The 14,094-nt window shown below is 40.9% G+C and carries 12 protein-coding genes; 11 read left to right on the plus strand and 1 reads right to left on the minus strand.

Features of this window, described 5'->3' with window-relative positions; genetic code table 11:
• Nucleotides 1–2: 2 nt before the first annotated feature.
• From AB3G73_RS11730 to AB3G73_RS11750, 5 genes are all read left to right on the plus strand, one after another.
• The gene (locus AB3G73_RS11730; RefSeq protein WP_367744985.1) at nt 3–1,010 is read left to right on the plus strand and encodes a DUF4249 domain-containing protein; all 1,008 of its coding nucleotides are present in this window, start codon (nt 3–5) and stop codon (nt 1,008–1,010) included.
• 65 nt (nt 1,011–1,075) lie between these two features.
• The gene (locus AB3G73_RS11735) at nt 1,076–1,774 is read left to right on the plus strand and encodes a hypothetical protein (protein ID WP_234132427.1); all 699 of its coding nucleotides are present in this window, start codon (nt 1,076–1,078) and stop codon (nt 1,772–1,774) included.
• A 2-nt stretch (nt 1,775–1,776) separates the two neighbouring features.
• Nucleotides 1,777–2,064, plus strand: a complete 288-nt coding sequence (locus AB3G73_RS11740; protein ID WP_008650120.1) for a LysO family transporter — start codon at nt 1,777–1,779, stop codon at nt 2,062–2,064.
• A complete protein-coding gene (locus AB3G73_RS11745) occupies nt 2,061–2,669 on the plus strand; it encodes a lysine exporter LysO family protein (protein WP_004326224.1) in 609 nt (202 codons plus the stop codon). The genes AB3G73_RS11740 and AB3G73_RS11745 overlap by 4 nt, the downstream gene beginning before the upstream one ends.
• A gap of 292 nt (nt 2,670–2,961) precedes the next feature.
• Nucleotides 2,962–3,318: a hypothetical protein gene (locus AB3G73_RS11750; protein ID WP_367744991.1), complete on the plus strand. Its 357-nt coding sequence runs from the start codon at nt 2,962–2,964 to the stop codon at nt 3,316–3,318.
• A gap of 65 nt (nt 3,319–3,383) precedes the next feature.
• Here the strand turns inward: AB3G73_RS11750 and AB3G73_RS11755 are convergent, their stop codons facing one another.
• Nucleotides 3,384–4,448 (minus strand): DUF2027 domain-containing protein, encoded by a 1,065-nt coding sequence (locus AB3G73_RS11755; RefSeq protein ID WP_195649139.1) that lies wholly within the window; start codon nt 4,446–4,448, stop codon nt 3,384–3,386.
• A gap of 109 nt (nt 4,449–4,557) precedes the next feature.
• Between AB3G73_RS11755 and AB3G73_RS11760 the strand changes: the two genes are divergently transcribed.
• The 6 genes from AB3G73_RS11760 (at nt 4,558) to AB3G73_RS11785 (ending at nt 14,082) form a co-directional block, all read left to right on the plus strand.
• Complete coding sequence (locus AB3G73_RS11760) at nt 4,558–5,130, plus strand: RNA polymerase sigma factor (protein ID WP_195649140.1); 573 nt, start codon at nt 4,558–4,560, stop codon at nt 5,128–5,130.
• Nucleotides 5,131–5,207: 77 nt separating this feature from the next.
• Complete coding sequence (locus AB3G73_RS11765; RefSeq protein ID WP_195649141.1) at nt 5,208–6,188, plus strand: FecR family protein; 981 nt, start codon at nt 5,208–5,210, stop codon at nt 6,186–6,188.
• Between the two features lie 131 nt (nt 6,189–6,319).
• Entirely contained in the window at nt 6,320–9,754 is a 3,435-nt protein-coding gene (locus AB3G73_RS11770) for a TonB-dependent receptor (RefSeq protein ID WP_217721258.1), read from the plus strand.
• Nucleotides 9,755–9,765: 11 nt separating this feature from the next.
• Nucleotides 9,766–11,265 carry a RagB/SusD family nutrient uptake outer membrane protein gene (locus tag AB3G73_RS11775; RefSeq protein ID WP_367744996.1) on the plus strand — a complete coding sequence of 500 codons (1,500 nt, stop codon included), beginning with the start codon at nt 9,766–9,768 and terminating at the stop codon, nt 11,263–11,265.
• Between the two features lie 27 nt (nt 11,266–11,292).
• The gene (locus tag AB3G73_RS11780) at nt 11,293–12,993 is read left to right on the plus strand and encodes a right-handed parallel beta-helix repeat-containing protein (RefSeq protein WP_320980333.1); all 1,701 of its coding nucleotides are present in this window, start codon (nt 11,293–11,295) and stop codon (nt 12,991–12,993) included.
• 27 nt (nt 12,994–13,020) lie between these two features.
• Complete coding sequence (locus tag AB3G73_RS11785) at nt 13,021–14,082, plus strand: BACON domain-containing carbohydrate-binding protein (protein WP_367745001.1); 1,062 nt, start codon at nt 13,021–13,023, stop codon at nt 14,080–14,082.
• Nucleotides 14,083–14,094: the final 12 nt, after the last annotated feature.

Consider the following 14,094-nt stretch of genomic DNA (forward strand, 5'->3'; position numbering starts at 1 on the left):
CAATGAAAACTTTTATACATTATTTATCCGTACTGATTGCAACATTAATAATCGTTTCGTGTGAGAATGAGCTTCCTTTCAGCATCAAGGACAATCCGCCCAAATTAGTAATGAATGCACTGATTAATGCTGAAAGCCAGGCAAATCTTCTTTTCCTCAACTTCACAGGAAAGGACGCTACAACTCATATCCAAAATGCAACGATAGAGGTACGCGTCAACGGACAACTGACAGAAAGCCTGCGTCCCCTTCCACCGGAACAGGAAGGAGATCCGCAATGCCGCTTCAACATTACAAGCAAATTTACTCCCGGTGACGTGGTACGTATTGATGCACTTACTGATGACGGGAAATATCATGCGTGGGCAGAAGTGACGGTTCCTCAACGTCCTGCCGAAATAGAAAACATCGACACTCTTACCGTTCCAATGTTGGAGTATGGTCACATAAGAAAATATCTTCGTTACCGGATAACCCTCAAAGACCGTCCCAATGAAACTAATTATTATCGCATTGTGGTGGACAAACAAACTACTTTACGGAAATATAATTATGAAGAAGAGGGAAAAGGCGAGTACATCTTTTGGACAAAGCACAGTTACTCATTCATCGGACGCGAAGACATTGTACTGACAGACGGGCAACCGTCTACCGGACAAGACGAGGATAACGGATTATTTGACACGGCAAGGAATATCTATGGGGTATTCGATGACTCCCGGTTTAAAAACACATCTTATACAATGACAGTATATAATAGTACACACGTCGAAACTGCCAGCGAAGAGGGATTTTTTCATCAAATGGACATCATTATCCACTTAAGAAGCATCACGGAAGTAGAATATTATTATCTGAAAGCGCTTAACCTTGTGGACTCTGACATTTATGACGAGACAATCGATGAACCAATCAAATATCCCAGCAATGTACATGGAGGAACCGGAATGATAGGAATCTCAACAGAGGTCAGCAAAAAAATTGAAATAGAAACACCACAACGATGGTAACCAATCGTATATTATGCATATTTGTCTTACTCCCACTGTTCTGTTCCTGCCGAAGCAGCCGGAGTATGCTAAGAGAGATACAAGCCTTAAAATCCAGCTTGTATTACGAGCTCACTTCTCCTATCTATCAGGAGAAAGCAGACCAAACCGTATATCTGGACTTCATCGACTATTCCAACATGGATTATTACACGAGCGTGAAACGAAAAAAGTCTGCGTATATACCGTTACTGTTATATAACTACGAAGGTGAGCTTTTCCATCTCCGGTTAGGAGAGTCTTCGCTCACCCAACTCTATCGGGAATTTCTGACGGAGGCACTGCTTACCGAATGTAACAGTAGCACCTGCTACCATCTGATAGATAATCAGAAAGGGAAAATAATTCCCGATTCCGCCTATCGGCTGGAAGTAAAAATCAGAAAGAATGAGACGTATGGCAGAATCAAACTCAACCAGTCAAGCATCCCTTGGTTTGAGGGAGAAATGTTGGAGGTTGTCAATAACAAAATTCGCCCGGCAACTTCCAGTCTTGCCATTTCTATCCGCCTCACTCAAAAGGAAGATTGTCTGCTTGACAAAACTTACTCTACAGAATATCAGCAAACTACAAAAGCGCAAAGATTCGAAGATTCACCGTCCGCCAATGCCGCTTGCCTGGATGATATGACCGAATGTTTGTCAATGGCTACGAAAGAAATCGTGGAGGAGATTAGTCGGGATATACATTTAATACTATCTTTGCAGCCAAAAAGCAGGCACTAACTATGTTTATCATTATTGGAATTATGCTGACAGGGATGCTTCTTGGCTACTTGTTACGCAGTAAAAGACTATCATGGATACACAAGATAATTACTCTTCTTATATGGATTCTCCTCTTTCTTCTCGGAATAGATGTAGGAGGTAACGAATCTATTATCAAAGGTTTGCATACTCTCGGACTGGAAGCTATTATCATCACTGTAGCTGCCGTTGCAGGAAGTACGTTATGTGCCTGGGGATTATGGTATCTATTATATAGATGGAATAGAGGAAAGGAGACAAAAGCATGAAAGGTAGTTTGATTATCGTCTCTTTCTTCATTATCGGTACTCTTTGTGGAGTTTATCATCTCATTCCATACGACTTCACCGACAGCAAGCTCAGTTACTATGCCCTCTGCGGACTCATGTTCTGCGTAGGTATCAGTATTGGTAACGATCCGAATACCCTGAAGAGTTTTCGCTCCCTGAATCCGCGGCTTGTATTCCTTCCCATCATGACGATCATTGGCACATTAGCAGGCTGCGCCGTAGCAGGAGCCTTTATGAGCCAACGAGGCCCTTTAGACTGTATGGCAGTCGGAGCCGGATTTGGCTATTATTCACTTTCCAGCATTTTCATTACTGAATACAAGGGGCCCGAATTGGGAACTATTGCATTACTTTCCAATATCATGCGTGAAATCATCGCTTTGCTGTGTGCGCCATTATTAGTGAAGTATTTCGGAAAGCTAGCCCCTATTTCTGTTGGTGGAGCCACTACAATGGATACCACTCTTCCTATTATTACCCGATATTCGGGAAAAGAATTTGTAATCATTTCCATTTTCCATGGTTTTGTTGTTGATTTCAGTGTTCCTTTCCTAGTCACGTTCCTTTGCTCAATATCATTTTAACAGGAATAAATCCTAAAAAGCAGATTATTTCCACTATCGTTTTCGCACACGTATTACAAATATGTTTCATAAAGAACCGTTTTTGTATCAAAAAGCATATCATCTCTTGACTTACATCAAGAAATGAGGCTAAATAGAATCTTTTCCTTTTCTTTATTTTTATGCTATAAAACATATTCTTATATTTGCATAGGTAAAAAGAAAAAACTAAGCGCTTAGACTAATTTTCAATAGGTATTAGATTTGTTTTTAGGAATAGTTTTTAGCTATAACAATTAAAAAAGTAGGTATTATGAAACGTTTAGGATTAACATTAGTGGCAGCGCTCTGCCTTGCTGCTATAACATTTGCAGCCGGAAATCAACCTACAACTGCAAAATGGGAAGGTAACATCAATGTTAGTAAATTAGGTAAATATTTGAACTTGAATTCAGTTCAGAGTGAAGAGGTTGCAAACATCTGCGATTATTTCTCCGAACAGATGTCAAGAGCCACAACAGCAAAGAAAGATAAAGAAGCTAAATTGCGTAACGCTGTTTATGGTAACTTGAAGCTGATGAGAAAGACTCTTAGTGCTGAACAGTATGCCAAGTATGCTGCATTGATGAACATCACTTTACAGAATAAAGGTATTGAACTGAATAAGTAAAATGAGTAATATGCAAAAGAGAGAGAGGGTGGAAGCCAGTTTGGGCTTCCACTTTTTTTATTCTATTATTTAATAGTCACCATCGTAGCTCCAAACCCATATTCCTGGAAAGAAGCATCCTGATAACGGCAATTACTATATTTGCGCTTCAATTCATCAAGAACGGCTTTCCGAAGCACACCATCTCCTTTGCCGTGAATAAAGACAATCTTCTGCTCACGCTTGTTCTTATAAACCTCCATCACTTCGCGAAATTTATCCAATTGATAGTTCAGTATTTCAGCATTACCCATTCCTTGAGTATCATCTAGTAAAGAGTCGATATGAAGATCTATTTCGACAATCTCACTCTTTCCACCATGAGCATGGTTCGGTTTCACAATAGGTTGTGATCTGGGTTTATCTACAGACTTCTTCTGCAGCAAAGCCTCTTGAAGTTCTTCTGCCGAAACATATACTTGTTTAGTAGGCATATCATCTTTCACAATGTCATAAATCAACGCCGGTTCTTCGAAGAAATCAGAATCGCTAAAGGTATGAAGTTTATAGAACTTCACGGTATCAATCCGTATTTCCACACTGACAGCCGGTTTGATAGCTGCAGGCTTACCGTCCTTGAAAGCGATCAACTGAACGGCCACCCGCTCCATATCATTCAGTACATCTTTTGTGAACTCCTCCAGCAACAATTTGGTATTGGGTTCCACCAACCCGTGCGAACGGTTCTTCCAGGCTTTTCCTTCTGCACTCAAATAAGTGTAATACAAATAATAATTGCTATCATTTACCAAATAAGTCTCGAAAGGAGTAGTCATCATAGCCTTTGCATCTTCAGGCACATAAGCCAGAAATACATTCAGCGTATCTCCTCCCTTCACTTCCGGCTGGCGTTGAATGACGGGCATCTCCGGTTTTACCGGTTTAGCAGTTCCCTCTTGTTTTGGAGCAGAAGAAGTCGGTTTACGCTTCAAATTATAGTCATCCGTTTCAATCACGACACACTCACGTATCGGCATCGGAATATCAAATCCATCTGCATCTTCCACCAACACAAAATCCTTTCCTTGGAATCCAGTGACGATTCCACCGCCTACCTCACTAAGAAAGCGTACTTTATCTCCTATTTTCATGGTTGTATATCCAATTAAAATTCAAACTCAAAAAAACGAGTAACAAAGATAGAGATTTCTATGAAATATTTCAGTAACTTTGTCTCTAAAAATACGGAATGTAATCGATATGAAGATTGAAAAGCACATAGAAGGATTACGGTGTGGCTCTTATAATGACTTCAAAGTTATATATAATAGGTATGCCGGTAATTTATACGGATTTGTTTTCGGATTGACCCGTTCTCACGAGTTATCCAAAGACATTGTTCAGGATACTTTTATCAAAATATGGACTAACCGGGAAAGCATTGATCCCACCCAATCTTTCAAATCTTATTTATTTAAAATTTCCCATAATCTAATTATAGACGAGTTCCGCAAACGTCTCAACAATCCCATCTTTGAAAGTTATCTGGATTATTCCGACAACCTACCAATCAGCAATCCTTTTTCAGTCGAACAGAAACTAGACTATGATCTGTTTGTAGAACGGCTGAATAAAGCAAAAGAAAAACTGACGAGTCGTCAAAAAGAAATTTTTGAATTAAGCAAAGAGATGGGAATGACTTCCCCACAAATATCCGAGAAGCTAAATATCAGTGAACAGACCATTTACAACCAACTTTCAGCTGCAATCCGCATTCTAAGAAAAGAAGTGGGCAGTGCTTTTCTTCTTCTTTTCACCATTTTTTTTGAATAATACCGAAAAAAAACACTTTCCCATAGTAGACTTTTTAGTTCCTCCCGTATTAACTTATAGAACAACAAAGTCATTACATGGAAAAGCATATAAATAATCTATTAAATAAGTTCATCAATGAGAATATCACTCCGGATGAACGAAAGGTACTGAAAAATTCTGTTACAGAGTTATCAGATGAAGAATTAAAGCAGGCAATGTCCGACGTATGGGAGCAATATGAAACAAAAGCTACCTCACCTGTAGCATTTGAGCAAATAGCAAGAAAACTTTCCATTAAATCCCAATCATCCATGAGGCATACCTTATTATTTATAGCAAAAGTGGCGGCAGTCATTGCAATCCCTTTACTTATAGGTATACAAATCCACTTATATATAACCAACGATAAACTGAATAAATTTATCGATCAACAGCTAGCCATCCAAGTAGAAAGCGGAGAAAAAGCAGCAATCACTCTCCCTGACGGTACGAAAGTATATCTGAATGCAGCCACCTCCCTTTCCTATCCCAGCGACTTCGGATTATACCAAAGAGATATATACCTGACGGGAGAAGCCTATCTGGAAGTAGCTAAAGATGCAGAAAAACCTTTCCATGTACATACTGATGATGTGGAAATTGAAGTATTGGGTACAAAGTTCAATGTCAACTCATATCCGGATCAGGACGAAGTAGAAACAACCTTGATAGAAGGAGCAGTAAAACTGACTACCAAAAATAACAGTCAGCATCCTATCATTATGAAACCTAGTCAGAAAGTTATTTATTCAAAGAAGAATCACCAGCTATCCTCCCGGCAAACTACCGGGCACTTCGAAACAGCCTGGACACGGGGAGAACTAGTTTTCCGCTCTGCCAAATTCTCTGATATCATAGAAAAGTTGAAAAAACGCTATGGAGTCGAAATTCAGATAACCGGAGACAAATATAATACCGACCTCTTTACCGGTAGCTTTAAAGAAGAATATATTCATGGAGTATTGCGACTCTTACAAATGCACTATCAATTTACCTACACAGAGAAAAATGGTAAAATCCTGATAAGAATGAAGTAATCACTTAAAAAAAACAGATATGAAAGAGAGAGCACCCTAACAAAATTGGAACCGAAAGGTTGGCAGACCCTCCGGTTCCATAGTCAATACAAACTTGCAAATAGTTTTTAGTATCAACCTTAATATTTAATATGATGGATAATTTTTATCTTAAGAAAAGTTATCGCTACAAATGTAGCAATAATTATCTAATCTTGTTTAGTATTCTTTTCATTTTAGTCATTCATCCGGTGAATTTATGCGCTCAAAACAAAGAGATCACTCTATCGGTCAAGAATGCAAGTCTTCAAGAGGTATTAGACCAAATAGAAAATAAGACAATTTATCGTTTCACATATCGGGATGTAAACCTGACAAAAGAAAAGAAAGTGACTATTACAGTCAATCAAATGCCGATTGAAACCTTTCTGAATAAGGTATTGCCTCCAATGTCCTTAACCTTCAAAAAGAGTGGAAACACCTTTGCCATTATCCCCATGAAGCAAGAAAAAGGTAAAAAATTGACAGGCGTTGTAGTAGATGAGAACAATGAACCTCTCATCGGGGTATCAATACAGGTTAAAGGTGTATCTAAAGGTACGACTACAGATATTGACGGTAAGTTCACCATTGATGCAGACCCTAATACCGCACTAATATTCTCGTATTTAGGGTATCTCACTCAAGAGCAGAAAATAAAAGACCAGACAAATCTGAAAGTCAATATGATTCCTGACACTCAAACACTCGATGAAGTAATAGTCATCGGATATGGTGCCCAAAGAAGAAGAGACTTAACAGGTTCTATCTCTTCCATCAAAGGGGAAGAAATGCCTCAAATAGGTTCCACCACTTTGGGACAAGCACTAAAAGGACAAGTAGCAGGTATGTCTTTCACGCAAACCAGCAGTCAGCCGGGCGCCGCTGTTTGGATGCAAATCCGCGGTGCGGCCGCCGGTGCCTCACCATTAATTGTAGTAGATGGTGTACCAGTCAGTACGATGTGGGAGCCTGATCCGGGGCTTAATTTCGGGAAAGGTGACAAGGAAAGTGTACTCGATAATATTAACCCGGACGATATTCTGGATATTCAAGTCTTGAAAGATGCCAGCGCTACCTCAATCTACGGTTCCCGTGCAGCCGGAGGTGTCATTCTAATCACAACCAAGCGCGGATCGACAGACGAGAAAGTGAATGTTTCCTTCAAAGCTTCCTATACAGGCCAGTGGATCGCAGAAAAACCGGAAGTAATGAACCCCAAAGAATACATGATCGCTTCCAATGACTCTCAACTTGAACGGTGGATGCAATCCAGCGGATATTATCCGTGGGGAACTCTTCCGCCTTCCGAAGACATTAACGAGATGCGCCGCCGTTACGAAGCTGCCGGAAAGGCATGGAATTACAGCTGGGACGAGATTCAGAATTTCACAGGAGGAACAGACTGGTATGATGCTGTGACAAGAAACGGACAGATACAGGATTACAATCTTTCAGTCAGTGGCAGCGGTAAAAAATCCAACTATCTCATTTCATTGGGATATATGGGTAATGACGGAATTGTCAAGAATAACGATTACAACCGGACATCAGGCCGCATCAACCTCGACCAGACATTCAGCAAGTATTTCAAAGGAGGGATAACAGTCTCTTACTCACATATAAAGTCGAATGATGTGCCCATATCCGGAAAGTCAGGATCAACAACCCTTTTCATGGCAGTACGCAAATATGATCCTACGATTCCGATACGAGATGAAAATGGTAATTACGCTCTTGGACGCATCTATGGTTTGGCCCAAAATCCCGCATCTATTCTGGACGCCACCATGCTAACCCAGAAAGATAACCTTCTGACCTCCGCTTTCTTGGATATTATGCCAGCAAAAGGTTTAGTAGTAAAAACAACCGTAGGATATGACCGGAAATTTGCCAGTACCGGTGCATATTTCCCTATGACTACTCAAGAAGGGATCAACGCCAATGGAGGAATCGCCAAAATCAACGAAAACAATTTGTCGAACTACTACATCAATATGACCGCCACTTACAACAAGACATTTGCCAACGACCACGCTTTAACATTGATGGCGGGCTGGGAGTATCAGAAAGTGGTATCGGAAAGCCTGAGTGGTGAAAATCGCGGATTTCCATACGATGGAGTGAAATGGCATAACCTCGATCTTGGTACATACGAAAAGCCTATTGCGTCATCTTCAAAAACTACAGACCAGAACGCTTCTTTTATCGCACGTCTGAATTATACCTATAAAGATCGTTACCTGCTGACCGCCAATTTTCGTAGAGACGGGTCGTCCAACTTTGCAGCCAATAAACAATGGGGTAATTTTGGTGGTATATCTGTTGCATGGCGTATGAACGAAGAATCATTTATGAAACCAATCGAATGGCTGTCAAATTTAAAACTCCGATTTGGAGCAGGTATCACCGGATATGCCGGAAGTCTGACCGGCACTCGTACTTATTATACTCCCGGAAAAGATTATTATTTCAATAACAAATTGACAAGTGGTGTAGCACTCGCCGTACTTGGCAACCCAGATTTATCCTGGGAATCACAGCAAGACATCAATATCGGTTTGGATTTCGGATTCTTCAATAATAAGTTTGGCGGTACCATTGATGTTTACGAACGAAAAATCAGAGACCGTATCGGTACAAAGAACCTGATGTCGTATCACGAAATCAACACATTAAATTACAATACTCAGCGAATAGACAACACACGAGGAGTTGACCTCTCACTTTATGGAACCGTAGTCACCAAATCCGGATTCAATTGGCGCAGCCAGTTCACATTGACTTATTATCGTGACTTTACCTCCAAACGAGATCCGTCTGAGGTACTCGATATTAATACTCCGGCCCGTAACATTGACTGGAACGACGTCTGGAGCTATCTTTCAGACGGGTTAATCATGCCCGGAGAAACAGTTCCTCATATGCCCGGTGCCCTTCCCGGCACTATTAAAATCAAGGACATTAATGGCTATTTATACGATGCAGATGGTAGTATAATGAGAGACGCCGATGGTCGTCCGATGTATTTGGGCGAACCGGACGGAAAGATCGATAATGCCGACCTGGTCGTTATTCATAATAAGACACCGATACCGGTCAGTTGGACGAACACGTTCTCCTACAAGAATTTCGACTTGAGCATCCATATGTATGGTAAGTTTAATCATTATAAAAACACTGATTATCTGGTGAACATCGCTTATGGCCCTTATGAAGGCACCAACACCTCTCCTTATTTCAACGATCGATTCACTTTCAATAATACTACGTCTACCATTCCGGCTTTCACACAGAATACTTCGTCAAGTTTTGGATATGCCGATTACTTTATGGAAAAGGCATGGTTTATCCGTCTGGACAATATCACGTTAGGATACACACTTCCCAAGAGTATTACCAAGAAGGTCCTGCAGTCTGTGCGTTTCTATGCATCTATGAAAAATATTCTGACACTCACCCCTTACAAAGGATATGATCCAGAATACGATGTGTACACGTATCCGAGTACCAGTTCTTTCACTGTTGGTGTGGATATTAAATTTTAACCCTTATCATCATGAAAACAAAAATACAATTCATAATAGCAATTGCGTCAATAATCCTTTCAATGGAGGCTTGCACACTCGAAAGGGAATCATACAATGAAATCTATCCTGAAAACTTTTTCCGCAATGAAGACGATGTGAACAAAGCACTTGCAGGGTTGTACTACGGTCCATTCCGAATGGGATACGGCAGTTTCTACGGAGTCGACCAATATAGCTATCAGGTAGTGTCTGACTTCACCTCTGGTACATTGGCTAGCCGTTGGACCACTGCCACAGGTTATCCGCAATATCAGGAACATCGTTGGGAAGAAAATGCTCCCGCAGGGTATGCCAAGGATTTTGCCGAAGGGATGTACTCGCAATATAACAAACTTACTTCTGTATTGGAAACTATCAAACGCATAGAAGCTGCCCCTATCACCGACAAGCTTAAAGCAAAAGCCATAGCTGAAGCAAAATGTATTTACGCTTGGATTGGTTTCATTCTCTATGACTTATTCGGCCCTGTACCATTGGTCACAGAAGAAGCACTGGCTAATCCGAATGAAAAAATATTTATCCCTCGTTTGAGCGATACCGAATACACCGCCATCATGCACAAATATCTGGATGATGCCATCACCGAACTGCCCATCAGACAAGATGACGATTGGGGACGAGTGTCCAAAGGACTGGCACTGATGTTGAAACTCAAATTCTACATGATAGATAAAAATTATACAGAAGCCGAAAAAATAGCAAGAGAACTGTACAGTTATCGCGGAACCACGTATGATTTGATGGAAAAAGGTAAATACAGAGAAATTTTTAACAAATATAATGTCAAAAACAAAGAGATCATCCATGCCATTCCATGTGGACTTGCCGATGGAATGCAAAACCGAAGTATCATTCAATTCTGGCCGGTACGCTATCGCGAGGACAGGCTATGCTGGTTTACCTTCGGCATGAACTGGGATTTCTACGACACCTTTGAAAGTGGTGATGACCGGTTAAACTCCATCGTTACTTCTTATACCAGTATCACCAATGAAGCAAATGACCGCACGCACGGATTCCTTGCTAACGCAGCGGCCATCATAAAAGTAGATGACCATACCTATACCGGAGGTGAATTTGCTTCAGTAGATTTGATTGTTTACCGCTTTGCCGATGTTATGCTGTCATTAGCGGAATGTATCAATATGAACAACAATGGTCCGACACAGGAAGCTATCGACCTCGTTGATGAAATTCGCAACCGCGTAAACTTACCCGAACTGACTGATGTACAAACGTCGGACAAGGATGCTTTCAATAAAGCCATCCTCAACGAACGGTTACATGAGTTTATGGCAGAAGGTTTGTCGCGTCAGGATAAAATACGGCATGGAGTATTTGTTTCCGACTCCAAGGCAATGTTTCCCAATAGCCAGTCGGCAAGTCATAAAGTACGTTTTGCCATACCCTCCAAATACATTCTCGAATCAGAAGGGGTGGTCAAGCAAAATCCGGGATATACCAATTAATATTTTCACCATAATCAAGTTAATAATATGAAGAAAAAATATATATGGCTATATGCATTTATCTGCTGTTGCTACAGTTGTGAAGGGAACAATGACCCGATCGACAACAAACCCAATCAATCAATAGAAGTGACTTACGACAAGGGAATTACTCCTCCTTCAATCCCCGTCATCGACGAAAGCGATTATACTGTCTATTATGTAGATACTGATACAGGCGATGATACAAATGACGGCCTAAGCGAGGCAACTCCTTTCAAAACGTTATCCAAAGTTACATATATGGTCAAGATTCCCAAGATGAAAGTCCTGCTGAAAAGCGGTTCTGTCTTTGCAGAAAATCTGGTTCTGAAAAATCTGAACAGTAGTGTCGACAAGCCATTTATTATGGACATTTACGGAGGAACAGAACGTCCTACCATCAGCGGAACAGGCGATCAAGCCGTATTGATCCAGGATGACAATATGCGTTTCCGCAATATTCGTGTAACCAACAAGACCGGAACACGTGGTATTCGCATACAAACCCAAATCCAAGGTGCCGGAGCTTTCCTCAATGTAGAAATTACAGGCTGCCTCATCGAAGAAGTGAACTGGACCGGTGATATACCTTTTGAAAATGTTGATCCGGAAACGATCGATGTAGAAAAAATAGCACCGGATAGCCGCTTCTCCAATAAAGAGTTCGGTGGTATCATCATCGAAAATGCTACAACCCAAGAACAAGGTGCCAGCTGGTATGAAAATCTCTTTATCACCAACAACATTATTCGTCAGGTATGCCGCACAGGAATCCTGATTCAGGGGAAATGGGGACAACGTGACAAACCGGGCAACGGCAATAATGAATATATTAGCGACGACCAAAACTGGTACCCATCCAGAAATGTGGTGATACAAGGCAATGATTTCAGCTACTGCGGTGGCGACGGCTTGATCCTAATGGGCTCCACCGACTCTTATATTGATCATAACCGTTGTTTCCATGCCAACTTCCTCGGACGAAACGGACAGGCAAGTGCTGGCCTTTGGCCTTATAGCTGTACTAATATCGTCATGCAATACAACGAAGCCGCCTACACTTGGCTGGCTCATGGCAGTGCCGATGGTCAGGGACTTGATGTGGATATTGCCTGCAAAAACACATTAGTACAATACAATTATGTTCATCATAATAAAGGAGGAGGCATTCTTCTGTGTAATATAAAAACAGGAGACCATAGCGGAACGGTTATCCGCAATAACATTTTCTACAAGAATGACGGAAGTTACCGTGGCAGTCTGATGACAGTTTCAAGTAATGTGGGAGCAACAGACATTTACAACAACACAATTGTGTTGGATAATGGGACAACTCCAGTAATCATTTTTACTGACGACTGGGCTAATGCCGGAAAGTCTCATGATATTTCTTACCGGAACAATATTTTTGTGTCAATGACTCCATGTACGGGAAAAATAGACCTTCACAATATGGAGAAGTATTCGTTTGAAAACAATCTGTTTTTCCATGTGGGTAGTTCCTTTATTATAGATTCATCTCCACTCCGTTATGATCCGAAAATAAATGCACCCGTTTCAGCCAATGGTTTCAGTCAGGCCCTAAGATTCCGGCCAACTGAATCCAAAGTTTTCACGGACGGAATATTGTTCGACGGAATGGCCGATACTGATTTTGCTGGAAATCCGGTTCAGGGAATCAACTATTTGGGAGCATTTTCTAAATAAAATATATAACTATATTTATATCTACATATGAAGCAGTATTTGAAAATATCAATGATAGTCACATTCGCATTAATCATATTTAGTTGCGATAAAGACAATGAACTATCCGGAAAAATTTTCCAAGTAGATAGCGCACAAAATTTAACTGTCGGAAAAAGTGGTGGCGAAATATTCATACCCGTAACTTCCACAGACAATTATGTACCTATGTCTTCCGAGCCATGGTGCACCATCGGAGAAAAAACGGAAGATGGCTTTTTCTTCTCTGTCAATACAAATGCATTGACAACAACAAGAAGTGTCGATGTAGTAGTAGCTACCGTAGGGTTTCCTTTCTACATCATCAAAGTTACACAAGAACAAGGCGATCCTAACTTCTCCATAGCAGACGAGGAATTGAATAAAACATTCGCACAAGCCGGTGGCGAACTATATGTGACTCTTGCCACAAATATAGATTATACAGTGGATCCTCCAACTGACACTTGGTGCAGCATAAGCGATATTACCGCCAATGGTTTCAAACTTACAGCGTCTCCTAATGATGTCACACAACGAAGAACCTCAATAACGATACATCCCAATGGAGATTTTCCAAATGTAACAATCATCGTGAAACAAAGTGGCAATGCAATACTACAAAACGGCTTTTTCATCAATAACAGCATGGAACATTGGACAACAAGCGGTACTAGCGGCCTGTTCGGACTGGCTACTGACGCATACATTGCAGCCGGATCCCCCACAGGAGCTTACTATCTTAAAAACAATATCTCCGCAACAAGCGGATTTGAAGGCAGAGTCACCCAAAAACTTACAAACCTGACCGATGGAGTTTACATATTATCTTGTCAGGCAGCCGGTTATCCGGGAAATTCAGCTGCCACTGACGGGGTTTATTTCATTGTGATTGATAAAAACGGAAACGAAACGCAACAGAAAATGACATTACCGGGAGGCGGTTGGAAAGAGAATTCCATGCAAATTAATGTAACAGGAGGAGAATGTACGATTGGAATCTATGCAAAAGCTGCCGGAGGCAGTTCATCTACCATGTCCTTTAAGGTAATGAATTTTGATTTCAAATAAATAACCTATAAA

Origin of the sequence: Bacteroides sp. L008, assembly GCF_040812255.1 — a bacterium.
Taxonomy (GTDB): Bacteria; Bacteroidota; Bacteroidia; order Bacteroidales; family Bacteroidaceae; genus Bacteroides; species Bacteroides vicugnae.